The sequence below is a fragment of the Rathayibacter sp. AY1D1 genome, from assembly GCF_002932635.1.
Taxonomy (GTDB): Bacteria; Actinomycetota; Actinomycetes; order Actinomycetales; family Microbacteriaceae; genus Rathayibacter.
The window spans coordinates 1-22,398 of the sequence record NZ_PSVY01000031.1 but is presented as its reverse complement, the minus strand read 5'-3'; the positions used below and the strand labels follow the sequence as shown (position 1 = coordinate 22,398).

Sequence of the window (22,398 nt, the reverse complement as noted above, 5' to 3'; positions counted from 1 at the left end):
GCGTGGCCCCCACTCCGGAGAGCGGCTCCGGCCACGGCGCGGTGCGCGAGAGCGCCGCCGTCTCGCACGTCGGCAGGATCCGCTCCAACAACCAGGACTCCGGCTACGCGGGCCGGCAGCTCTTCGTCGTCGCCGACGGCATGGGCGGTCACGCGGGCGGCGACGTCGCCTCCTCCATCGCGATCAAGCGCATCGCGGAGGCGGACCGCGTCTACGCCTCCACCTACGAGGCCGAGGACGAGCTCAAGCGCACCCTGCTGGCGGCCAACACCCTGCTGGCCGACGCCGTGGTCGACCACCCCGAGCTCACCGGCATGGGCACCACCGTCAGCGCGATCGCCCGCGTCGGCGAGTCGGTGGCGATCGCGCACATCGGCGACTCCCGCATCTACGTCCTCCGCGACGGCCGGCTCGAGCAGGTCACGACCGACCACACCTTCGTGCAGCGCCTCGTCGACTCCGGCCGCATCACGGAGGAGGAGGCGATGACGCATCCGCGCCGCTCCGTCCTGATGCGGGTCCTCGGCGATGTGCACACCAACCCCGAGATCGACACGCTCACGCTCGAGACCGAGCCGCACGACCGCTGGCTGATCTGCTCCGACGGCCTCTCCGGCGTCGTCCCGCACGACGAGATCCTCAAGGAGCTCAGCCGCGACGAGACCGCCCAGCAGGTGGCCGACCGCCTGATCCGCGACAGCCTCTCGCACGGCGCCCCGGACAACGTCACCGTCGTCGTCCTCGACATCCCCGGCGCGGGCGACACCGCGCGCATCCTCGCCCCCGTGGAGGAGCCGGTGGTCGTCGGATCGGCCGCCGCGCCCACGCCCTTCAGCACCGACGACTCGCAGAACCGCGTCCGGATCCCCGGCCTCCGCCTGCACACCCGCGCTCCTGCCGCGCAGGGCCCCACCCACTTCGAGCCCGCGTCCGAGGACTACCTCGACGAGCTGATCGAGGAGGATCGCCGCCGGCACCTGCGCCGCCGCATCACCTGGCTCGTCGGCCTGTCCCTCGTGCTCATCATCGGATTCCTCGGGATCCTCTTCGCCTACGACTGGACGCAGTCGCGCTTCTACGTCGGCACCGACGGGGACACCGTGATCATCTACCAGGGCATCCAGCAGTCGGTCGGCCCGCTCTCGCTCTCGGAGGTGAAGGAGGACACGGGCATCCCGCTCGACTCCCTCCGCGCCTACGACGTCGAGCAGCTGGAGCAGACGATCAGCGCCGACTCCTACGCCGGCGCAGTCGACATCGTCGAGCGCCTCACGGACGCGAACGGAGCACCATGACGGACGCCGCCACGGCCACCGCCCGCCCCGCCCCCGAGCGGCAGGGCTTCTTCCGCCAGAAGCTGCGCAATCTCGAGCTCCTGCTCCTGATCGGCGCATGCCTCATCGACGCCGGCGCGATCGTGCTCGTGCAGCTCGGCGCCCTCGGCTCGATCGACACCACGCTGGTCTCGCTGGGCGCCGGCCTCTCGGCGCTCGTGCTCGCCGTGCACGTCGTGCTGCGCTTCGCGGCCCCGGCGGCCGACCCCTTCCTCCTCCCGATCGCCACCGTGCTGAACGGACTGGGGGTCGCCGAGATCTACCGGATCGACATCGCCGACGGCGCGACCGGCTGGGAGTCGGTGGCGGTGCGGCAGATCTTCTGGAGCGCCCTGGCCGTCGTGGCGGCGATCGTGGTGCTGCTGGTCATCCGCAACCACCGCGTGCTGTTCCGCTACACCTACGTCGCCGGGTTCGCGGCGATCGTGCTGCTCCTGCTGCCGCTCCTGCCCTTCATCGGCCGCGAGGTCAGCGGCGCGCGTGTGTGGATCGGGATCGGCGACGTGGCGAGCTTCCAGCCCGGCGAGATCGCCAAGATCGCCCTCGCGGTCTTCTTCGCCGGCTACCTCGTGCGCAACCGCGACTCCCTCTCGATGGTGGGCCGCACCGTCCTCGGGATGCGCTTCCCGCGCCTGCGCGACCTCGGCCCGATCCTGGTGGTCTGGGCGGTCACGATGGGCGTCATCGTCTTCCAGCGCGACCTGGGGACGGCGCTGCTCTACTTCGGCCTGTTCCTGGTCATGCTCTACGTCGCGACCGGCCGCACCAGCTGGGTCCTCATCGGCGTCGGCCTGTTCCTCGGCGGCGCGCTGCTGGCGAGCCAGACGCTCGACTACGTGGGCAACCGCTTCGCCAACTGGCTCGAGCCCTTCAGCGCCGAGCGCTACGGGGCGGATCCGGGCGGCAGCTACCAGCTCGTGCAGGGCCTCTTCGGCCTCGCGCACGGCGGGCTGCTCGGCACGGGCCTCGGCCAGGGGATGCCGGATCTCACGCCGGTCCCGCAGTCCGACTACATCATCGCCAGCCTCGGCGAGGAGCTGGGCCTCGCCGGGCTCTTCGCGATCTTCGGCCTCTACCTCCTGCTGGTCTCGCGCGGGTTCCGCATCGGCTTCGCCGGGCAGGACGACTTCGGGCGCCTCCTGGGAGTCGGCCTCTCGTTCGTGATCGCCCTGCAGTGCTTCATCGTCATCGGAGGCGTCACCCGCGTCATCCCGCTGACCGGCCTGACCACGCCGTTCCTCGCCGCCGGCGGCTCCTCCCTCGTGGCGAACTGGATGATCGTGGCGGTGCTGCTGCGCCTGTCCGACACAGTCCGCAGTCAGCCTCGTCTGGTGGTGTGATCCGTCGATGAACCGAGAACTCAAACGGGTGAGCCTCGTCGTGCTGACGATGTTCGTGGCCCTCTTCCTCTCCACCACCACCATTCAGGTGATCCAGGCCGACTCCCTCGACGAGGACGGCCGCAACACGCGGACCCTCTACGAGAGCTTCTCGACCGAGCGCGGCGCGATCCTCGCCGGCGGTCAGCCGATCGCCTCCTCGACGCCGTCGGACGACCTCTACAAGTTCCAGCGGCAGTACGCGAACGGCCCGCTCTACTCCGCCGTGACCGGCTACTTCACCCTGAACCAGGGCACCACCGGCATCGAGCGCACGCTCAACGACTACCTCTCGGGCACCTCGAACTCGCAGTTCTTCGACGAGATCAACAACCTCGTCACGGGCCAGGACCCGAAGGGCGCGTCGGTCGAGCTCTCGATCGACCCGGTCGCCCAGCAGGCCGCCTCCGACGCGCTCGGCGACTACACGGGGGCCGTCGTCGTGACCGAGCCGGCCACCGGCCGCATCCTCGCGATGGTCTCGAAGCCCACCTTCGACCCCACCGCGCTCGCCTCCCACGACACCGACGACGTCCTCGCCGCCTACCGGGCGCTGAACGACGACTCCTCCGAGCCCCTCGTGAACCGGGCGATCGGCGGCTCGCTCAACCCGCCCGGCTCCGTCTTCAAGCTCGTCGTGGCCTCGGCCGCCCTCGAGTCCGGCCGCTTCACGGCCGACTCGAGCTTCCCCAACGTCGAGTCGTACACGCTGCCCGGCTCCTCGTCGCAGGTGATCAACTCCGGAGGCGGTCTCTGCGGCTCCGGAGAGACGGTCACGCTGGCCACCGCCGTCTCGCTCTCCTGCAACGTCCCGATGGCCGAGATGGGCGTGCAGCTCGGAGCGGACGCGATCCGCTCGCAGGCCGAGAAGTTCGGCTTCGACACCGAGCTCGAGATCCCGATGTCGGTCGAGGCGAGCACCTACCCGACGAAGACGGACGACGCCCAGACGGCCCTCACCGCCTTCGGGCAGTACGAGGTGCGCGCGACGCCGCTGCAGATCGCCATGGTCTCCGCGGCGATCGCGAACGGCGGCGAGGTGATGCAGCCGAACCTGGTCGACTCGATCCGCTCGCAGGACCTCAGCGTGCTGCAGCAGTTCCAGGAGAAGTCGCTCGGCCGGGCGGTGAGCACGCAGACCGCGGACGCCGTCAAGGCGATGATGGTCGCCAGCGTCCAGGGCGGCGCGGCGACGAATGCAACAATAGGGGGCGTCACTGTGGCCGGTAAGACCGGTACCGCCGAGAACGGCGGGGACGACCCGTACACCCTCTGGTTCACCGGCTTCGCGCCTGCGGACGACCCGCAGTACGCCATCACCGTGCTCGTGGAGAACGGTGGAGGGCTCGGCCAGACCGGGTACGGCAACCTGATCGCCGCACCCATCGGACAACAGGTACTAGAGGCGGTGCTGAACAAATGAGACCCACGACAGGCCTCACCTTCGGGGGACGCTACGAGCTGCAGTCCCGGATCGCCATCGGCGGCATGGGAGAGGTGTGGCAGGCGACCGATCTCGTCATCGGCCGCACCATCGCGATCAAGATCCTGAAGGACGAGTACCTCGGCGACCCCGGCTTCCTCGAGCGCTTCCGCGCCGAGGCCCGCCACGCGGCGCTGGTCAACCACGAGGGCATCGCCAACGTCTACGACTACGGCGAGGAGGACGGCTCGGCCTACCTGGTCATGGAGCTCGTCCCCGGCGAGGCGCTCTCGACCGTCCTCGAGCGCGAGCGCGTCCTGTCGACCGACAAGGTCCTCGACATCGTCGCGCAGACCGCGCTCGCCCTGCACGCCGCGCACGCCGCGGGCCTCGTGCACCGCGATGTGAAGCCGGGCAACCTGCTCATCACGCCGGACGGCCGCGTCAAGATCACCGACTTCGGCATCGCGCGCATCGCCGACCAGGTCCCGCTGACGGCGACCGGGCAGGTCATGGGCACGGTCCAGTACCTGTCCCCGGAGCAGGCGAGCGGCCAGCCCGCCTCCCCCGCCACCGACATCTACTCGCTGGGCATCGTCGCGTACGAGTGCCTGGCCGGGCGCCGCCCCTTCACGGGCGAGTCGCAGGTCGCCATCGCAATGGCGCAGATCAACGACACCCCGCCGGAGCTGCCGGTCACGGTCGCGGAGCCGGTGCGCAATCTCGTCTACTCCTGCATCGCCAAGAAGCCGGCCGACCGCCCCGCCACCGCCGCGCACCTCGCGCGGGCGGCCCAGGCGCTGCGCTCGGGCGACGTGCGCGGAGCGGCGCTGGCCGTCCCCGCGGTCCTCAGCGACCTGCCCGCGACGCAGGCGACCACGGTCCTCCCCTCCAACCAGGGCGAGACGCAGGCGACCACGGTGCTCCCCTCCGGCGCGCCCGCGGCCGCGGCCGCCGCTCCGTTCGTGCCGATCGAGGAGCCGCTCGAGGCCTCCGAGGAGCCGCGCAGGCGCAGCCCCTGGACCTGGCCGCTGATCGCCCTCATCGTGATCCTCGCCGTCGTCATCGCGGGCACGATCTTCGCCCTGACGACCGGCGGGAGCAGCGACCCGGCCGCCTCCCCCACCGCGACGACCAGCACGGCCCCGTCGCCGACGCCGTCCGAGACTCCGAGTCCCACGCCGACGCCGACCTCGAACACGGTCGTCATCGACAAGGCCGACTACGTCGGGCGCTCCTTCGACGACGTCGAGACCGAGCTCGAGGCCCTGGGCATGGGCGTCCGCCGCGCGGACGGTCCGAGCGCCCCCACCGCCGAGCAGGTCGGACTCGTCGAGGACGTGAACCCCACCGCGAACGTGGTGAAGGGCACGACCATCGAGGTCTCCGTCTTCACCGAGGTCGCGACCCCGGACGCACCGACCGCCGTGCCGACCGTCACCCCCGCCGCCTCCAGCGTCGAGGCGGGCGCGACGTTCAACGTCACCTGGAGCAACTACAACCAGTGCCCGAGCGGAACCTCCGTGAGTGGTTACCGGGTGACCGCGACCGGTGAGGGCGCGAGCGTGACGAGCACCAACCCGTCGAACTCGACGACCGCGACGATCCAGGCCGGCACCACGGCGGGCACGATCGACGTCACGTACACCGTGCTCTGCGGCGACTCGGAGTCGGCGGCCTCGCCCACCCTCTCCGTCACCGTCGAGGAGCCGGCTCCGACCCCGGCGCCGACCCCCACCTCGAAGGCCACCTCGACGCCCACCCCCTCCGAGTAGCGGCGGCGCGCCGGCCCGGGGCACCGCTCCGGCCCGGCGCCTCGGGGCCGTCGCGTCGCGCCCCCGCCCGGAACACCAGGGGCCCATAGGTACACTTGCCGTGGCTCCTCGGGGCCGCACCACACGGAAGTACAGGGCGGGAGCGTGCGCGTGACGGATGAGGGTCGCCTGATCGCGGGACGGTACCAGGTCGGGCCCCGGCTCGGCCGCGGCGGGATGTCCGAGGTGTACCTCGGCACCGACACCCGGCTCGGCCGCACCGTCGCCATCAAGGAGCTGAAGCTCTCCCTCTCCTCCGACTCCGCCTTCCGCCTGCGGTTCCGGCAGGAGGCGCAGTCCGCGTCGCGCATGTCGCACCCCACGATCGTCCGGGTCTTCGACGCGGGCGAGGAGGTCTCGCTCGACGACAACGGCGCCGAGTCGCGCCGGCCCTTCATCGTCATGGAGCACATCGAGGGCCGCCTCCTCAAGGACCTGATCGCCGAGGGCCCCCTCGACGTGGACGAGGCCGTCCGCATCACGGAGGGCATCCTCACCGCCCTCGAGTACTCGCACCGCGCAGGCGTCGTCCACCGCGACATCAAGCCCGGCAACATCATGCTGACCCCGTCGGGCCAGGTGAAGGTGATGGACTTCGGGATCGCCCGCGCCGTCTCCGACTCCGCCGCCACGGTCGCTCAGACCACGGCGATCCTCGGCACCGCGGCCTACTTCTCCCCCGAGCAGGCGAAGGGCGAGCAGGTCGACGCCCGCAGCGACCTCTACTCCGCCGGCATCGTGCTCTTCGAGCTCCTCACCGGCCGTGCGCCCTTCCGCGGCGACACCCCGGTGGCCGTCGCCTACCAGCACGTCAGCGAGACGCCGCCGGCGCCGAGCTCCATCAACCCGGCCGTCACCCCCGCACTCGACGCGGTCGTCGCCCGAGCACTCTCGAAGGACCGCTACGAGCGCTTCCAGGGAGCTGCGGAGTTCCGCGACGACCTGCGCGACGCCGCCGCCGGACGCCTCCCCGACCACCGCCCGATCGACGAGCTGACCACCTCGCTCTTCGCGGCCCGCAGCCAGGGTGGAGTCAACGACTCCGAGCTCGCCCTCCGCCAGCTGGCCGAGGACAACTCGATCGTCCGCACCCAGCGCCGCCCGCCGGTCCTCTGGATCTGGTCCTCGATCGTCGTGCTGGCCGTGATCGTCGCCGCACTCGTGATCTGGGTGCTGACGCTCCAGCCCGCGTCCACGCTGCCGTCGCAGTCGCGCGAGGTCCCCACCCTCACCGAGACCACCTACGACAGCGCCCAGTCGACCCTGACCGAGCTCGATCTCGTGCCGAGCCAGGTCGCGGAGTACAGCTCGACCGTCCCCGAGGGCGAGGTGATCCGCACGGATCCGGGCTCGGGCACGATCGTCGCACCCGAGACGGTCATCCGCATCGTCGTGTCCCAGGGCCCGCAGCCCGTCGCCGTGCCGGACACCGTCGGGCAGAGCCTCGCCGAGGCCATCGACGCGCTCACCGCCGTCGGCTTCGTCGAGGGCTCCCAGACCCGCGAGAACTCGCCGACCGTCCCGGGCGACGTCGTGCTCTCCGCCTCCCCCGGAGCGGGACAGCAGGTCGCCCCGGGCACGCCGGTCGACCTCACCGTCTCCTCCGGCCAGGTCACGCTCCCCGACCTCGTCGGGACGTCCCTCAGCAGCGCACTGGCCACCCTCGCCTCCGAGAAGCTGCAGCTCGTGGGGGTCGAGGTCCCGGACGAGACCTGCGACGCAACCCGGGCGAACCCGCCCATCACGACCCAGTCCCTGGCTCCGGGCGACGTCCCGCAGGGATCGACCGTCCAGCTCGGATACTGCGCGGGCTGACCCGGCCTGCAGCCCGCTGCGGCTGCGGCGTCGGCCGACGGTGCCCAGTGGAGGCCGGGTCGCTGCTCTGCGCGCCGAGAAGGGCTCGTCCGGACGTTGCTCGTCGGGTTCGATGCTACACGGGGGCCGACGGCCCCGAGCTGAACGGCTAGGCCCTGCGCGCGTCGGCGAGCGGGGGCTGGAGCCGCACGACCTCGCCGGCTGCCGATCCATCGGCGGGGCGCGCGATCCTGCCGCGGATGTCGCTCGGGGTGAGCCCCTCGCGGCGCTTGAGCGCACGGCGGAGGTGGTCCGCCGAGGAGAATCCGGACGCGGCGGCGATCGCCTCGAGCGGGACCTCCCGCGGGCGGCGGCGCAGGAGCTCCACGGCGCTGGCGACCCGGGATCGCTCGATCTCGCTCGCGACCGTGGTGCCCGCATCCTCGAAGAGCCGCTGGAGGGAGCGGGTGGACACGTTGACCGCGTCGGCCACCGCCTCCGGAGTGCAGCGCGGCGTGCGGTGCGTCCGGTCGATGACCGTGCGCGCGCGCCCTAGCGTGGCGGCTCGCACGCTCGTGGTGCCGGGCTGCGAGCTCGCCGCCGCGAGGAACGCGCTGGTGAGGAGCTGCTTGACCACGTGGGCGAAGCCGGTGACCTCGCCCTCGCCGGGCAGCCCCGTCCCCGACTCCGCCGCGAGGGCGAAGGCGGTCGTGAAGGCGTACGCGGCGCGGGTGGACCGGGCGTCGGGATCGAGCGCGTAGACCGGGGCCGAGGTGTCGAAGCCGTAGCGGCGCATCTCGTCGGCGCGCAGCGAGAGGTGGAGGATCGTGGCCGGAGTCGTCGACTCGGTCGTGAACGTCGTCGTCCCCTGCTGGTACGAGATCGAGCCCGGACGCAGCAGCACCGTTCGGTCCGGGGCGACCATGCGCACGAAGCCGTCGATGAGGAAGCTGAAAGTGAGGAAGGAGGTGTCGTCGGCCGGCCACGTCCCGCGGAGGACGCGCAGCGGCGAGACCGTCATCAGCACGACGCTCAAATCGGCGGTGCCGAATCCCGAACCGGTGATGCTCGGAACGGTGCCGGGTTTGACGACGATGCGCGGTCCGAGATTCTCGAGCTCTCGGATTCCCGAGAAAGCCCAGGAGATCGATGCGACCATCTGGTCCCCCCGGACTTCTCTTGTGGCGCCGACCCCCTGTCGACGCCCTCTGATTATGCAGCGAAAAGGGGCCGCATCCTCCGCCGGGAGCCCGTCAAATCCCGCCACCTGATCGGGGGGTGCGCAAGGGGGTGGACAAGGTCACGCTCATACCCTGTCGCGGCGTTCTCCTCCGCCCGCCGTCATTTAGCCGTCAGATGGCGGATTTCTACGTGAGAACGCACTCAGGGCGGCATCCCCGTTCGGGGGACGGTGGTCGCTGATCATTCTCAATGCTCTCGACTCGATAACGAGCCCGATAAGCCCGGCGAATTCCAATTCATCGAGCCGGGATCGAGAGTCCGGGCGTGTCGTCGGCCGATACGGACGCTCCGCCCGGCCTCACCTCGCGCAGCCAGTTCTCGAGAAGGCGCCGCCCGCCCTCGGTGAGGACCGACTCCGGATGGAACTGCACGCCCACGAGCGGAGCACTCCGGTGCCGGACGGCCATGACCACTCCCTCCGGTGTCCGCGCCGTCACCCGCAGCTCCTCGGGAAGGCTCTCACCGTCGACCGCGAGCGAGTGGTACCGCATCGCGGCGAATCCGGAGGGCAGGCCGTCGAAGAGCGGATCTCCGTCGTGGAGGACCGCGGACGTCCGGCCGTGCAGCAGCTCCGGCGCCTCCGTGACGCGGGCACCGAGAGCGTGGGCGAGCACCTGGTGGCCGAGGCAGACTCCGAGCAGCGGCCGCCCGGTCGCCTCCGCCCGCTGCACGAGCGCCGTCGACGCGGGGACGTCCTCGGGACGGCCCGGCCCGGGTGAGACCAGGACTCCGTCCGCCTCCTCCGCGCGAGCCAGGAGCGCCGTCGTGCCGAGGTCGTCGCCCTCGACCACGTCGACCTCGGCACCGAGCTCGCGGAGGTACGAGACGAGCGTGAAGACGAAGCTGTCGTGGTGGTCGACGACCAGGATCCGCGGGGCCGCGCCGGCGGTCACGAGCCGACGGTCACGTTCCGGTCGAGCACGAGCGACTGCACCCAGGGGAACACCCACTCGTCGAGCGCCACCAGGACCGCCGCGACGAGGACGAGGACGATCAGGAGGCGGACCCACCACGGCCCGGGAAGGAGCCGCCACAGCGCTGCGTACACGGTCAGCCCTCCTGAGCCAGCGAGGCGGCGATCTCGGCGGGGGCGCCCGCGGACCGCGGCTGGAACGAGTCGAAGACGCCGTACGCGATGATCCGCTCGGCCGTCGAGTAGAGCGGGTTGCAGCTCGTCAGCGTGATCAGGCGGTCGGTCGGAGCCGCGTCCGGAGTCCACGGGACCGGGTCGATCACCTGGACGTCGGAGGGCTGGACGTACTCGAGGTTGCGGAAGCGGTAGGTGTACCAGCCGTCCGCCGTCTCGATGTAGATCGGATCGCCGAGCTGGAGCTCGTCGATCAGGTGCATGCCTCCGCCGTACGCGCTGCGGTGCGCGGCGAGCGCGAAGTTGCCGGCCTGACCGGGCATCTGCGTCCCGGGGTAGTGGCCGATGCTCCCCTCGTCGAGCACGTTCTCGGCGTCGATGCCCTCGGCGATCGTGCGCACCCACCCCTCGCCGTAGCGCGGGATGTAGAGGTTGCCGAAGGAGGAGTCGAGGGCGGCGACCGACGCGACGACCGGCTCCGCCGGGGCGGCCTCGGTCGGCTGCGGTGCCGGAGAGGAATCGCCCCAGGTCTCGCGGAGCTCCGCCGCCTGCGTCGTCTGCCGGCCCGCGATCACCGCGTCGTTCCACCAGAGCTGCCAGGCCAGGAAGAGCAGGACCAGGACGCCGGCGGTCATCAGGAGCTCGCCGACGACTCCGAAGAACGAGAGTCGTCGGACCGGGCGGGCCCTCCGTCGCTTCGCTCGCGGCCGCAGAGCCGCCCCGTCGGGGTTCTGGGCGGTCATGCGACGAGTCTAGGCGCGAGCCGTGACCGGCTGTGGCGCATGATCCGGACCTGTGGAGAGCCCTCCCGAGTCGCCGCCTGAGGAGGGCCGATGGGACCACTCGAGCGCCTGCACCGGCCGCTCCGCGAGTCCGCACAGCACCCGCGCAGCCCCGGTGCTCCCGGCCCGGAGCCTCCGCCAGGTACAGTGGTCGGCATGGCACGAGCGACGAAGAGCCCGAAGCCCGAGCGCGACGAGGCCCGGACCGGCGAGAACGCACCGAATCCGGTCTGGTTCAAGCCGGTGATGTTCGGCTTCATGCTGCTCGGACTCGCCTGGATCATCGTCTTCTACGTGAGCCAGGGCACCCTGCCGATCCCCGATCTCGGCAACCTCAACATCCTGATCGGCTTCGGCATCGCGTTCATCGGCTTCCTGATGACGACGCGCTGGCGCTGAGCCTCCCCCAGTCGTGAACGACGCCCCGTCCGGTCCGCCGACGGGGCGTTCGTCGTCGGTGGAGCGTCTGCGCACCGCCGGCTGCGTCTTCGCCGAGGAGGAGGCGGGCCTGCTCGAGGAGGCCGCCGACTCCCCCTCCGACCTCGAGCTGCTGCTCCGTCGCCGCGAGACGGGCGAGCCCCTCGAGCAGATCCTCGGCTGGGTCGCCTTCCGCGGCCTGCGCGTCCCCGTCGCACCCGGCGTCTTCGTGCCCCGCGTGCGCACCGAGTGGCTGGTCGACTGCGCCCTGGAGGTCCTCCCGGACGGCGCGGTGTTGCTCGACCTCTGCTGCGGATCCGGCGCCCTCGCCCGGTCGATCTCCGAGGAGCGGCCGGACGTCCGCCTGCTCGCGGCCGACCTCTCCCCCGCCGCCGTCGCCTGCGCGCGCCGCACGCTCGCAGGCCGCGGCGACGTCCACGAGGGCGACCTCTTCGACGCGCTCCCCCGGAGTGAGCGCGGGCGGATCGACGTCGTGGTCGTCAACGCCCCCTACGTCCCCACCGCGGCGATCGCGCTCATGCCGCCGGAGGCCCGGGTGCACGAGCCGATGCTCACGCTCGACGGCGGGTCGGATGGGCTAGCCCTGCACCGCCGTATCGCTCAGGAGGCGGGGGCGTGGCTCGCACCCCACGGCGTCGTCGTGATCGAGGTCGGCGCGGATCAGGCCGCGGCGAGTGCCTCGGCGTTCCAGGCGGCCGGGTTCGCCACCTCGCTGCACCGCGACGACGACCGTGAGGCGACGGCCCTGGTGGCCGTCCGCCGGAGAACTACACCGCTGTAATTATCCCCAGCTGTGGAATCTCCTGTGGAGAACTCCGCGGTCCCCGCCGCGCTGGCCTGCTCGAGGTGAGGAGGGCCCGGATCCGCACCAGTCCGCCGGTCCTCGGACGCGCCGCCGTCCCCGGATCGTCCTCCCGAGGAGGACACCCGGGACGTTCTCCCCAGTGTTAACAACTCTGTGGATAACTTCCTCCCCACCTGTTGAGAGCACCTGTGGACAGCGGTGGAGACGGTCGCCACGGGAACGACGAAGCGGCGGGCCCGGGAGTGCGCGAGGCACTGCCGGACCCGCCGCTGCGGGAGGGGGAGGGATCAGCCGAGGACGTAGGCGCCGGCGGTGATCGCGACCAGTCCGACTCCGATGAGCCCGACGAGGAGGTTCTGCGTGCGCCGCTGGGCGCGCTGCCGCGTCTTCGTGAAGACCAGCCCGATGAGCGCGCCCGCCACCAGACCGCCGACGTGCGCCTGCCACGCCACGTTCATCCCGGGCAGGAAGCCGATGACGAGGTTCAGTCCGACCAGCACCAGCAGCTGCGACGCCTGACCGCCCAGGTGCCGGAGGATCACCAGGTACGCGCCCATCAGCCCGAATATCGCACCGGAGGCGCCGATCACCGGGGTCAACGGGTTCGCAAGGAGCAGGACGCCCACCGATCCGGCGAAACCGCTCAGGAGGAAGAGGGTGAGGTAGCGCCCGCGGCCCAGCATGCGCTCGAGCACCATGCCGAACACCCACAGCGTGTACATGTTCAGCACCAGGTGGAACGGGATGACGATGAAGAGCGACGTGCTGTGGAGGAACACCGAGGTGAGCATCCGCCACGGCTCGAAGCCGGCGCCGAAGCCGGGGAGCGTGTAGGCGGGGGCGTACAGGAGCGCGTTGACCGCCGGCCCGCCGACGAAGGGAAGGATCTCGACGATCCACAGCACGATGCAGAGCGCGATGATCGCGTAGGTCACCGTCGGCTGGTCGGCACGGGTCATGGCCCGCACGCGGGAGAGGAGGGGACCGCGGGTGCGCGGTGCGGTGGCGCGCTGCTGCGCCATGTCGTCCGGGCAGATCACGCCGACCGGAGCGGGCGTCTGGCACTCGCCGCAGATGGTGCGGCCGCACCGCTGGCAGCGCACGAAGCTCTGCCGGTCGGGGTGTCGGTAGCAGGAGTAGGTGCTGCTCGGCGGGACCTGGGTCACGGACGTGCCTCCGGGGAGAACGAGGGCCGGGCCCTGACGGACCCGGCCCTCGAATGAGTGGTGGATGAGGCGATCAGACCTCGGTGATCTCGACGCTCTCGATCACGACGTCCTCGAGCGGCTTGTCACGGCCGTCGGTGGGAACAGCCGAGAGCGACTGCACGAGCTTCTTCGACTCCTCGTCGGCGACGGCGCCGAAGATGGTGTGCTTGCCCTGGAGCCAGGTGGTCGGCGCCACGGTGATGAAGAACTGCGAGCCGTTGGTGCCGCGGCCCGCCTGCTTGCCGGCGTTCGCCATCGCGAGGATGTAGGGCTGGGTGAAGTCGAGCTCCGAGTTGATCTCGTCGTCGAACTGGTACCCCGGGCCGCCGATGCCCTGACCGAGCGGGTCGCCGCCCTGGAGCATGAAGTCGGGGATGATGCGGTGGAAGACGGTGCCGTTGTAGAGCGGCTCCTTCGTCTTCGCACCCGTGGCGGGGTGGGTCCACTCGATGTCGCCGGTCGCGAGACCGACGAAGTTGCGGACCGTCTTGGGAGCGTGGTTCCCGTAGAGGTTGACGACGATGTCGCCCTTGTTGGTGTGGAACGTCGCGACTGCGGTGTGCAAAGGCATGCTCGGATTCTCGCACAGCGCGTCTGTAGGCCCCTGCAACGCCCGGTGTCAATGCGCTGGGTGCGCGATGCGGACGCCGATCGATGAGTGGCAGTATTGAGGCGTTCGCTGCTCGTAGCCGATGGAGGACCAACATGGGTCTGTCACGTAAGCACAAGAAGGACCTCAAGCGTCTTCGCAAGAACGCCGAGGCGGTCTGGGGCGAGCAGCAGGAGGTGCTGGCGCACGCGGCCTCCGTGCTCGAGAAGAGCCGCCGCCACGCGTCGAAGTACGCCAAGAAGGAGCTCGTCCCCTTCGTCAAGGACACGTACGACTCGCGCGTCAAGCCGGTCTACGACAACGGCGTCTCGGCCGTCGAGGGCACGTACTCCTCGGCCCGCAACGCCTACAAGCACAAGGTCGTCCCGACCTTCGCCGCTGTGGGCGGTACGGCCGCCGCCGCCTTCGAGGCCGCCAAGGACTCGAAGAACCGCGCGAAGCTCGCCGAGATCTCGAAGGCGCGCTGGGAGGAGCTCACCACTCCCCCGAAGAAGAAGAACAAGGTCGGCACGGTCTTCGCGATCGGCGCCGCGCTGGTCGCCGTCGGCGGCATCGGCTACGCCGTCTGGCAGACGTTCCGCGCCGACGACGAGCTGTGGGTCGCCGAGGACGAGCCGCAGAGCGCCGCGCAGAACGCGGCCTCGACCGCTTCCTGACGTTCTCGTCGCTGGAGCCGGGCCCCTCTGGGGGTCCGGCTCCTTCGCATGCCCGGGTTAGGCTTCTGCGGTGGACATCCGGGTCGCCGCGTACGGCGTGATCATCGACGGCGAGCGGATGCTGCTCGCGCACTGGAGCCAGGGCCCCTGGTCGGCCTGGACGCTTCCGGGCGGCGGGATCGACGAGGGCGAGTCGCCCGCCGACGCCGCGGTCCGCGAGATCTTCGAGGAGACGGGCTACCGTGCCGAGCTCGAGGCCCTCATCGGCGTGGACTCGCACGTGATCCCCGCGCACCGCCGCAGCGATCCCGAGGCCGGCCCCCTGCACGCCATCCGCGTCGTCTACCGCGCCCGCATTGTGGGCGGCGAGCTCACGCACGAGGTGGACGGCTCCACGGACGCCGCCGCCTGGTTCCCCCTGAGCGACGTCGAGGAGCTGGAGCGCGTCGAGCTCGTCGACGCGGCCCTCACCATGAACGAGGCCTGGCTCCTCCGCTGACGGTGCCCGGGAATCCCCGGCCGCGCCCCGGCGTTCCCTTCGTCGTGATCGTCGAGCTCTACACCTCCGCCTTCTGCGGCGCCTGCCATGCCGCGCGCTCGGTGCTGGAGCGCGCCGCGGAGCTCGTCCCCGCCGCCGAGATCCGCGAGCGCGACGTGGCCTTCCACCCCGTCGAGGCCGAGGCCGCCGGCATCCGCTCGACCCCCACGGTCGTCGTGCGGGACACGGCCGGAGAGGTGGTCTTCCGAGCGGAGGGCGCTCCCTCCCTTCCGCAGGCTCTCGCCGCTCTGGCCCTCGCCCTGCCCGCGTAGGGTGGCCGCGGGAGGACCCATGCACCGTCGCGCCGCGCTCGCGAGCACCGTCGTTCTGCTCGGCGCCCTCGCGCTCTCGGGATGCGCCTCCGAGGAGCCGGTGACCACGGCCGCGGTCGGGCTCGGACGGGGCGGCGAGCGAGGCGAGGTCCTCGGGGTCGTCGTCGTGTGCTCGGGGTCCGTCGACGGCCTCGACCTCGCCGCCTCCGACTCCGCCCCCCTGACCATCGGCGACGGGCTGCGGAGGGTCACCCGCTGGGTCTCCCCGTCCCCGGTCACGCAGCTGGGCGCGACCGACCTCTCCGGATCCACGGTCTGGCCGGCCGACACGGTGATCGAGCGGTTCCCGCTCGGCGTCGACCTCGCGCTGAGCGCCTACGCGACCGACCGCTCCGTGCTCGCCCGCCCGGTCGTCTTCACGGCCGAGCAGTTCGACACGCTCTCCGTCGGTGAGATCATCGTCGGCGACATCCGCGACGGCACGTCCGAGACCCTCTCGGTCCAGCAGTTCCTCGGCCTCGCCTGCGTGGACCGCTGAGCGGGTGGCTCGGCCGTCCGAGTGGCGACCTCGATCGCGGGGACCGCACGGTCGGCGACAGGAGAGGCCGCCGAAGACCTCGACACGGTGACCCCGCGACGGCGGAGGACCCGGAGTGCCGCGGGCCGGTGGACCAGAAGGGCCGGCGAAGGGGAAGCACCCGCGAGAGGGAGGAAGTGTGGAGCCTAGGAGATTCGAACTCCTGACATCCTGCTTGCAAAGCAGGCGCTCTACCAACTGAGCTAAGGCCCCGGGCCGGAGACGGGGGGATCCGTCTCCGAGAGTCGAACGGCCCGCCACCGCGAGGTGACGGGCCGTTCGGACCGGGTGGGGGTACCAGGACTTGAACCTGGGACCTCTTCATTATCAGTGAAGCGCTCTAACCGCCTGAGCTATACCCCCGGAATGGCCAGAGGAGACTCTACCCGACATCGAGCAGGAATCCCAATCGGCCGGACCGTGCGCCCTACTGGTTGGTGAAGCCCACCAGGAGGCCGCCGGTGATCTTGACGCTGAGGTTGTACAGCAGCGCCACGATCGCGCCGAGCGCGGTGGTGACGATGGTGTTCAGCACCGCGACGACGATCGCGAAGCCCATGACCTGCGGCAGCGAGATGATCGTGTTGAGGTCGAACGCCTCGGCGCCGGCGATGTCCTGCACGAGGCCGTTGACCTCGTCGAACACGCCCGTCTGGGCCAGGACCGTGTAGACCAGGTAGACGACGACGATCGTGATGATCGCGAGCGTCAGACCCAGCAGGAACGAGAGCTTCACGGCCGACCAGAAGTCGACGTAGACGAGCTTCAGGCGGACCTGCTTCGCCGCCGGGCTCTTCGCGGACTTCCTGGCGAGCTTCTCGGCGACGGTGCTACTCATCTACGGACCCATCCTCCTCCGACACCGGGGCGGACTCGGCCGGCGCCGCGGCGTCGGGATCCTCGTCCTGGGCGTCGAGATTGCGTTCGGTGTTCTTGGCGAGTGCGATGATGCGGTCGTCCTCAGCGAATCGTGCGAAGACGACTCCCATGGTGTCGCGACCCTTGGCCGGTACCTCGGCCACCGCAGAGCGTACCACCTTGCCGCTGGCGAGCACGACGAGCACCTCGTCGTCCTCTCCGGTGATGATGGCGCCCACGAGGTCGCCGCGCTTCTCCTCCAGCTTGGCCACCTTGATGCCCAGCCCGCCGCGTCCCTGGAGGCGGTACTGGTCGACCGCGGTGCGCTTGGCGTAGCCGCCCTCGGTGACCACGAACACGAAGCCCTCGTCGCTGACGACGTTGGCGTCGAGGAGGCGGTCCTCTCCGCGGAACGACATGCCGCGGACTCCGGAGGTGGAGCGGCCCATCGGACGCAGCGCCTCGTCGGACGCGGTGAAGCGGATCGACATGCCCTTGCGGGAGACCAGCAGCACGTCGCTGTCCTCCTCGACCAGGAGCGCCGAGACGAGCTCGTCGCCGTCGCGCAGCTTGATCGCGATGATGCCGCCGGAGCGGTTCGTGTCGTACTCCGAGAGGGCCGTCTTCTTCACGAGGCCGTCGCGCGTGGCGAGCACGAGGTAGCGGGCCGCCTCGTAGTCGCGGATGTCGAGGATCTGCGCGATCTGCTCCCCCGGCTCGAGCGCGAGCAGGTTCGCGATGTGCTGGCCCTTGGCGTCGCGGCCGGCCTCCTGCAGCTCGTAGGTCTTGGCGCGGTACACGCGGCCGGTGTTCGTGAAGAACAGGAGCCAGTGGTGCGTAGTGGTGACGAAGAAGTGCTCGACGATGTCGTCGGCCTTCAGCTGCGCGCCGCGCACACCGCGGCCGCCGCGGTGCTGCGCCCGGTAGGAGTCGCTCCGGGTGCGCTTGAGGTAGCCGCCGCGGGTGACGGTGACGACCATCTCCTCCTCGGGGATCAGGTCCTCGACGCTCATGTCGCCGTCGAACCCGAAGAGGATCTCGGTGCGGCGGTCGTCGCCGAAGCGGTCGACGATCTCGTCGAGCTCGTCCGAGATGATCGTGCGCTGGCGCTCCGGGCTCGCGAGGATCGACTTGTAGTCCTCGATCTCGGCCTGGATCCGGTCGTGCTCGTCGATGATCTTCTGGCGCTCGAGGGCCGCGAGGCGGCGCAGCTGCATGTCGAGGATGGCGCGGGACTGCACCTCGTCGATGTCGAGCAGCTCCATCAGGCCGTCGCGCGCCTCCTCCACGGTGGGGGAGCGGCGGATGAGGGCGATGACCTCGTCGAGCGCGTCGAGCGCCTTGAGGTAGCCGCGCAGGATGTGGATCCGCGCCTCCGCCTCGTCGAGGAGGTACTGGGTGCGGCGCACGATGACCTCGACCTGGTGGTCGACCCACGCGCGGATGAAGCCGTCGAGCGAGAGCGTGCGCGGGATGCCGTCGACGATCGCGAGCATGTTCGCGCCGAAGTTCTCCTGCAGCGGCGTGTGTTTGTAGAGGTTGTTCAGCACCACCTTCGCCACGGCGTCGCGCTTGAGGACGACGACGAGGCGCTGGCCGGTGCGACCGGAGGTCTCGTCGCGGATGTCGGCGATGCCCGAGACGCGCCCGTCCTTGACCAGCTCGGCGATCTTGATCGCCAGGTTGTCCGGGTTCACCTGGTACGGCAGCTCGGTGACGACGAGGCAGGTGCGGCCCTGGATCTCCTCGATGGAGACGACGGCGCGCATCGTGATCGAGCCGCGGCCGGTGCGGTACGCGTCCTGGATGCCGCGGACGCCGAGGATCTGCGCACCGGTGGGGAAGTCGGGTCCCTTGATCCGCTGCAGCAGCGCCTCGAGGAGCTCCTCGCGCGTCGCGTCCGGGTTCTCGAGCGCCCACTTCGCGCCGGCGGCGACCTCGCGCAGGTTGTGCGGCGGGATGTTGGTCGCCATGCCGACCGCGATGCCGACGGAGCCGTTGACGAGCAGGTTCGGGAACCGGGCCGGCAGGATCGCCGGCTCGCGCGTGCGGCCGTCGTAGTTGTCCTGGAAGTCGACGGTGTTCTTGTCGATGTCGCGGACCATCTCGAGCGCGAGCGGCGCCATCTTGGTCTCGGTGTACCGGGGGGCGGCCGCGCCGTCGTTGCCGGGGGAGCCGAAGTTGCCCTGCCCGAGCGCGAGCGGGTAGCGGAGGCTCCACGGCTGCACCAGGCGGACCAGCGCGTCGTAGATCGCGGAGTCGCCGTGCGGGTGGAACTGGCCCATCACGTCGCCGACGACGCGCGAGCACTTCGAGAACGCCTTGTCGGGACGGTAGCCGCCGTCGTACATGGCGTAGATCACGCGGCGGTGCACGGGCTTCAGGCCGTCGCGCACCTCCGGCAGGGCTCGCCCGACGATGACGCTCATCGCGTAATCGAGGTAGGAGCGCTGCATCTCGAGCTGCAGGTCGACCGGCTCGATCTTGTCGTGACCGTGGATCACCACACCGGTCTCGGTGACGATGTCGTCGCTCTCGTCCGGGCCGGTGGGGGTGGTGGGTTCTTCTGCCATGGTCTCTGGTCTCTCAGGTGGGTCCGTGCCCCGGAGGAGCGGGGGCGGCGGTCGCGCTGGGTGTCAGGTGTGTCGTCGGTGTGCGGGCCGGTGAGGGCCTCTGTCGCGTTCTGGTCGAGGATGCGACCCATCGAGGGCCGCCGTCACGTGTTCGAGGTGGTCGCGAGGGCGGTCCACTGGACCGCCCGGCCGCCGCCTCTCGAAGGACGTCCGCTTCCTCGACGTCTAGATGTCGAGGAAGCGCACGTCCTTCGCATTCTTCTGGATGAAGGAACGGCGGGACTCGACGTCCTCGCCCATGAGAGTGGAGAAGATCTCGTCGGCCGCGGCCGCGTCGTCGAGCGTGACCTGGAGGAGGGTCCGCGTGGCGGGGTCCATCGTGGTCTCCCACAGCTCCTTGTAGTCCATCTCGCCGAGGCCCTTGTAGCGCTGGATGCCGTTCTCCTTGGGCATGCGCTTGTTGGTCGCCGAGCCGTGCGCGATCAGGGCGTCGCGCTCGCGGTCGCTGTAGACGTACTCGTGCGGGGAGTTCGACCACTTGAGGCGGTACAGCGGCGGCTGCGCGAGGTACACGTAGCCGAGGTCGATCAGCGGGCGCATGTAGCGGAAGAGGAGCGTCAGCAGCAGCGTCGTGATGTGCTGGCCGTCGACGTCGGCGTCGGCCATCAGGATGATCTTGTGGTACCGCGCCTTGTCCGGGTTGAAGTCCTCGCCGATGCCGGCGCCGAACGCCGTGATCATCGCCTGGACCTCGTTGTTGCCGAGAGCGCGGTCGAGCCGCGCCTTCTCGACGTTGAGGATCTTGCCGCGGAGGGGGAGGATCGCCTGCGTCTCGGGATTGCGGCCCTGCACCGCGGATCCTCCCGCCGAGTCGCCCTCGACGATGAAGATCTCGGAGATCGACGGGTCCTTGGACTGGCAGTCCTTGAGCTTGCCCGGCATGCCGCCGCCCTCGAGCAGGCCCTTGCGGCGGGCGGTCTCGCGCGCCTTGCGCGCCGCCATGCGGGCCGAGGCCGCCTGGATCGCCTTGCGGATGATGTCCTTGGCCTGGCTCGGGTTGCGGTCGAACCAGTCGGCCAGCTGCTCGCCGGCCACGCGCTGCACGAACGCCTTCGCCTCGGTGTTGCCGAGCTTCGTCTTGGTCTGGCCCTCGAACTGCGGCTCGCCGAGCTTGATCGACACGACGGCGGTGAGGCCCTCGCGGATGTCGTCGCCCGAGAGGTTCTCGTCCTTCTCCTTGAGCAGGTTGTTCGCGCGCGCGTAGCGGTTGACCAGAGTGGTCAGCGCGGCGCGGAAGCCCTCCTCGTGGGTGCCGCCCTCGTGGGTGTTGATGGTGTTCGCGTAGGTGTGGACGCTCTCGGTGTAGGCCGTGGTCCACTGCATGGCGACCTCGAGCGAGATGCGGCGCTCGGTGTCCTCGGACTCGAAATCGATGATCTCGGAGTGCACGAGGTCCGACTTCTTCAGCGAGTTGATGTACTCGACGTAGTCGACGAGGCCCTTCTCGTAGTGGAAGACGTCGGTCCGGTCGCCCTCGGTCTCGTTCTCGCCCTCCCCCTCGAACTCGACCTCGTTCTGGTCGGTCAGCGCGATGCGCAGGCCCTTGTTGAGGAACGCCATCTGCTGGAAGCGCGCGCGCAGGGTCTCGTAGTCGAACTCGACCGTCTCGAAGATGCCGGCGTTGGGCCAGAAGGTGATCGTCGTGCCGGTCTCGTCGCTGGCCTCGCCCTTCTCGAGCGGGGCGTCCGGCACTCCGTCGGTGAAGCTCATCCGGTACACGGCGCCCTGGCGCTTGACCTCGACGTCGAGGCGCGTCGACAGCGCGTTGACCACGGAGGAGCCGACGCCGTGCAGGCCGCCGGAGACCGCGTAGCCGCCGCCGCCGAACTTGCCGCCGGCGTGCAGCACGGTGAGGACCAGCTCGACCGTGGAGATGCCCTCGGTCGGGTGCATGTCGACCGGGATGCCGCGGCCGTTGTCGGAGACGGTGACGCCTCCGTCGGCGCGCATCAGGATCTCGATGTTGTCGCAGTAGCCCGCGAGCGCCTCGTCGACGGCGTTGTCGACGATCTCGTAGACCAGGTGGTGCAGACCGCGCGGACCCGTGGATCCGATGTACATGCCGGGGCGCTTGCGGACCGCCTCGAGGCCCTCGAGGACCTGGATCTGGTTCGCGCCGTAGTCGCCGGACGACTTGGTCGACATGCTCTCGTGCGGAGCGGAGGGGGCTGCTGAGCCGTTCGCGTCCAGGTCGTTCGCTGCGGGTGACGTGGAGTCGTTCGGCTCGTGAGTCATAGCTGTGGAGTTCTCCTCTGACGGTCCGTCGCGACGCGCACGGTGATCTGGAGATCGCCCGCGCGGCGGCGTCACTGCGGTTCGGCGGCCCTCCATTCTACCGCGTGCCGGGTCGATCCGAAGCGCTGGACGGCGATCTGAGGCGCGAAAGATCAGCGGTCGACCGAAAATGCGTCCTCAGCCGTAGGTGTCGCGCGGACCACGCCCTGGAATCGACCTGGGACCCTTTTTCCAGTTCGGGACGTCCGGGCCCTGGAAACGGATCGACGCGATGCCCGCGTCGGGGAAGTTCACGGCGATGTGGTCCATGATCTCGATCCGCATCAGCCGGAGCTGCGTCGACCACGCCGTGGACTCGCACGCGACCGTCAGCACGCCGTCGACGACGCCCACCGGAGTCGAGTGCTTCGCGGTCTCCTCGCCGGCGATCGCCGTCCACGACGACATCAGGTCGCCCTGCGCCAGCGGCGCCGTCCAGCCGAGCTTCACGGTGAGGGAGTCGAGGACGTCGCCGAGGTCGTGCGGGTCGCGGCCCTTGCCGAACGGGATCGCGTCGCCCTTGGGCTCGGCGCGCTCGACGGTCTTCCGGATGCGGCGCGGGCCGTCGGCGCCGAACACCTCCTTGAGGTGGCGGTAGACGCGGGCGGCCTCGGAGTCGGGTGCGGGGGCTCCGCGGCGGGGGGAGTCAGCCATCGGCCGGCTCCGACGGGGCG

21 protein-coding genes and 2 tRNA genes are annotated in these 22,398 nt (G+C 70.4%); 11 read left to right on the top strand and 12 right to left on the bottom strand.

The genetic code is table 11. The features are described from left to right. Positions 1-2: 2 nt before the first annotated feature. From C5C56_RS15115 to pknB, 5 genes are all read left to right on the top strand, one after another. Entirely contained in the window at positions 3-1,295 is a 1,293-nt protein-coding gene (locus tag C5C56_RS15115) for a Stp1/IreP family PP2C-type Ser/Thr phosphatase (protein WP_244229533.1), read from the top strand. After that, a complete protein-coding gene (locus C5C56_RS15110) occupies positions 1,292-2,674 on the top strand; it encodes an FtsW/RodA/SpoVE family cell cycle protein (protein WP_104225777.1) in 1,383 nt (460 codons plus the stop codon). The genes C5C56_RS15115 and C5C56_RS15110 overlap by 4 nt, the downstream gene beginning before the upstream one ends. A 7-nt stretch (positions 2,675-2,681) precedes the next feature. Further along, positions 2,682-4,136, top strand: a complete 1,455-nt coding sequence (locus C5C56_RS15105) for a penicillin-binding protein 2 (protein WP_104319852.1) — start codon at positions 2,682-2,684, stop codon at positions 4,134-4,136. Then, on the top strand, positions 4,133-5,911 hold the full coding sequence (locus C5C56_RS15100) for a protein kinase (RefSeq protein WP_104319851.1): 1,779 nt from the start codon (positions 4,133-4,135) through the stop codon (positions 5,909-5,911). Before C5C56_RS15105 ends, C5C56_RS15100 begins: the two co-directional genes overlap by 4 nt. Positions 5,912-6,061: 150 nt before the next feature. Next, complete coding sequence (gene pknB / locus C5C56_RS15095) at positions 6,062-7,765, top strand: Stk1 family PASTA domain-containing Ser/Thr kinase (protein WP_104222663.1); 1,704 nt, start codon at positions 6,062-6,064, stop codon at positions 7,763-7,765. 148 nt (positions 7,766-7,913) lie between these two features. On the opposite strand, the gene C5C56_RS15090 is transcribed toward pknB, so the two are convergent. From C5C56_RS15090 to C5C56_RS15080, 4 genes are all read right to left on the bottom strand, one after another. Further along, positions 7,914-8,903 (bottom strand): helix-turn-helix domain-containing protein, encoded by a 990-nt coding sequence (locus tag C5C56_RS15090; RefSeq protein WP_104222664.1) that lies wholly within the window; start codon positions 8,901-8,903, stop codon positions 7,914-7,916. 319 nt (positions 8,904-9,222) lie between these two features. Then, positions 9,223-9,879 carry an aminodeoxychorismate/anthranilate synthase component II gene (locus C5C56_RS15085; protein ID WP_104222665.1) on the bottom strand — a complete coding sequence of 219 codons (657 nt, stop codon included), beginning with the start codon at positions 9,877-9,879 and terminating at the stop codon, positions 9,223-9,225. Then, positions 9,876-10,034, bottom strand: a complete 159-nt coding sequence (locus tag C5C56_RS18005; protein ID WP_167299010.1) for a hypothetical protein — start codon at positions 10,032-10,034, stop codon at positions 9,876-9,878. Before C5C56_RS18005 ends, C5C56_RS15085 begins: the two co-directional genes overlap by 4 nt. 2 nt (positions 10,035-10,036) lie before the next feature. Then, on the bottom strand, positions 10,037-10,816 hold the full coding sequence (locus tag C5C56_RS15080; RefSeq protein ID WP_104273228.1) for a class E sortase: 780 nt from the start codon (positions 10,814-10,816) through the stop codon (positions 10,037-10,039). 195 nt (positions 10,817-11,011) lie between these two features. Between C5C56_RS15080 and C5C56_RS15075 the strand changes: the two genes are divergently transcribed. After that, a complete protein-coding gene (locus C5C56_RS15075; protein WP_104222667.1) occupies positions 11,012-11,254 on the top strand; it encodes a cell division protein CrgA in 243 nt (80 codons plus the stop codon). A 13-nt stretch (positions 11,255-11,267) separates the two neighbouring features. Further along, complete coding sequence (locus C5C56_RS15070) at positions 11,268-12,074, top strand: putative protein N(5)-glutamine methyltransferase (RefSeq protein ID WP_181137612.1); 807 nt, start codon at positions 11,268-11,270, stop codon at positions 12,072-12,074. A 311-nt stretch (positions 12,075-12,385) separates the two neighbouring features. Here C5C56_RS15070 and C5C56_RS15065 read toward each other — a convergent pair whose 3' ends face one another. Next, entirely contained in the window at positions 12,386-13,264 is an 879-nt protein-coding gene (locus tag C5C56_RS15065; RefSeq protein ID WP_104222668.1) for a rhomboid family intramembrane serine protease, read from the bottom strand. Between the two features lie 73 nt (positions 13,265-13,337). Further along, on the bottom strand, positions 13,338-13,877 hold the full coding sequence (locus C5C56_RS15060) for a peptidylprolyl isomerase (RefSeq protein WP_104222669.1): 540 nt from the start codon (positions 13,875-13,877) through the stop codon (positions 13,338-13,340). 134 nt (positions 13,878-14,011) lie between these two features. On the opposite strand from C5C56_RS15060, the gene C5C56_RS15055 reads away from it, so the two are divergent. The 4 genes from C5C56_RS15055 (at position 14,012) to C5C56_RS15040 (ending at position 15,920) form a co-directional block, all read left to right on the top strand. Continuing rightward, positions 14,012-14,572 carry a hypothetical protein gene (locus C5C56_RS15055; RefSeq protein ID WP_104222670.1) on the top strand — a complete coding sequence of 187 codons (561 nt, stop codon included), beginning with the start codon at positions 14,012-14,014 and terminating at the stop codon, positions 14,570-14,572. A gap of 70 nt (positions 14,573-14,642) precedes the next feature. After that, the gene (locus tag C5C56_RS15050) at positions 14,643-15,071 is read left to right on the top strand and encodes an NUDIX hydrolase (protein ID WP_104222671.1); all 429 of its coding nucleotides are present in this window, start codon (positions 14,643-14,645) and stop codon (positions 15,069-15,071) included. A gap of 2 nt (positions 15,072-15,073) precedes the next feature. After that, complete coding sequence (locus tag C5C56_RS15045; protein WP_258059325.1) at positions 15,074-15,382, top strand: thioredoxin family protein; 309 nt, start codon at positions 15,074-15,076, stop codon at positions 15,380-15,382. A 19-nt stretch (positions 15,383-15,401) separates the two neighbouring features. Then, the gene (locus C5C56_RS15040) at positions 15,402-15,920 is read left to right on the top strand and encodes a hypothetical protein (RefSeq protein WP_104319849.1); all 519 of its coding nucleotides are present in this window, start codon (positions 15,402-15,404) and stop codon (positions 15,918-15,920) included. 179 nt (positions 15,921-16,099) lie between these two features. Here the strand turns inward: C5C56_RS15040 and C5C56_RS15035 are convergent. The 6 genes from C5C56_RS15035 to C5C56_RS15010 all read right to left on the bottom strand — a co-directional run bounded on the left by C5C56_RS15035 (position 16,100) and on the right by C5C56_RS15010 (position 22,378). Beyond that, positions 16,100-16,172 (bottom strand) — tRNA-Ala (locus C5C56_RS15035). Between the two features lie 76 nt (positions 16,173-16,248). Further along, positions 16,249-16,322 (bottom strand) — tRNA-Ile (locus tag C5C56_RS15030). 64 nt (positions 16,323-16,386) lie between these two features. Beyond that, a complete protein-coding gene (locus tag C5C56_RS15025) occupies positions 16,387-16,797 on the bottom strand; it encodes a DUF3566 domain-containing protein (protein ID WP_104222673.1) in 411 nt (136 codons plus the stop codon). Beyond that, positions 16,790-19,390, bottom strand: coding sequence for a DNA gyrase subunit A (gyrA, locus tag C5C56_RS15020; protein WP_104222674.1), 2,601 nt, complete (start codon positions 19,388-19,390; stop codon positions 16,790-16,792). The genes C5C56_RS15025 and gyrA overlap by 8 nt, the downstream gene beginning before the upstream one ends. A gap of 225 nt (positions 19,391-19,615) precedes the next feature. Next, positions 19,616-21,595, bottom strand: coding sequence for a DNA topoisomerase (ATP-hydrolyzing) subunit B (gene gyrB, locus C5C56_RS15015; RefSeq protein ID WP_208543372.1), 1,980 nt, complete (start codon positions 21,593-21,595; stop codon positions 19,616-19,618). A gap of 267 nt (positions 21,596-21,862) precedes the next feature. Then, entirely contained in the window at positions 21,863-22,378 is a 516-nt protein-coding gene (locus tag C5C56_RS15010; protein WP_104319848.1) for a DUF721 domain-containing protein, read from the bottom strand. Positions 22,379-22,398 lie beyond the last annotated feature (20 nt).

Bases quoted from the DNA above. Each gene is read 5' to 3' on its own strand.
- C5C56_RS15010 (WP_104319848.1), bottom strand. From the start codon at position 22,378: ATGGCTGACTCCCCCCGCCGCGGAGCCCCCGCACCCGACTCCGAGGCC.
- C5C56_RS15025 (WP_104222673.1), bottom strand. From the start codon at position 16,797: ATGAGTAGCACCGTCGCCGAGAAGCTCGCCAGGAAGTCCGCGAAGAGC.
- C5C56_RS15100 (WP_104319851.1), top strand. From the start codon at position 4,133: ATGAGACCCACGACAGGCCTCACCTTCGGGGGACGCTACGAGCTGCAG.
- gyrB (WP_208543372.1), bottom strand. From the start codon at position 21,595: ATGTCGACCAAGTCGTCCGGCGACTACGGCGCGAACCAGATCCAGGTC.
- C5C56_RS15075 (WP_104222667.1), top strand. From the start codon at position 11,012: ATGGCACGAGCGACGAAGAGCCCGAAGCCCGAGCGCGACGAGGCCCGG.
- C5C56_RS15055 (WP_104222670.1), top strand. From the start codon at position 14,012: ATGGGTCTGTCACGTAAGCACAAGAAGGACCTCAAGCGTCTTCGCAAG.
- C5C56_RS15080 (WP_104273228.1), bottom strand. From the start codon at position 10,816: ATGACCGCCCAGAACCCCGACGGGGCGGCTCTGCGGCCGCGAGCGAAG.
- C5C56_RS15090 (WP_104222664.1), bottom strand. From the start codon at position 8,903: ATGGTCGCATCGATCTCCTGGGCTTTCTCGGGAATCCGAGAGCTCGAG.
- C5C56_RS15060 (WP_104222669.1), bottom strand. From the start codon at position 13,877: ATGCCTTTGCACACCGCAGTCGCGACGTTCCACACCAACAAGGGCGAC.
- gyrA (WP_104222674.1), bottom strand. From the start codon at position 19,390: ATGGCAGAAGAACCCACCACCCCCACCGGCCCGGACGAGAGCGACGAC.
- C5C56_RS15040 (WP_104319849.1), top strand. From the start codon at position 15,402: ATGCACCGTCGCGCCGCGCTCGCGAGCACCGTCGTTCTGCTCGGCGCC.
- C5C56_RS15105 (WP_104319852.1), top strand. From the start codon at position 2,682: ATGAACCGAGAACTCAAACGGGTGAGCCTCGTCGTGCTGACGATGTTC.
- C5C56_RS15110 (WP_104225777.1), top strand. From the start codon at position 1,292: ATGACGGACGCCGCCACGGCCACCGCCCGCCCCGCCCCCGAGCGGCAG.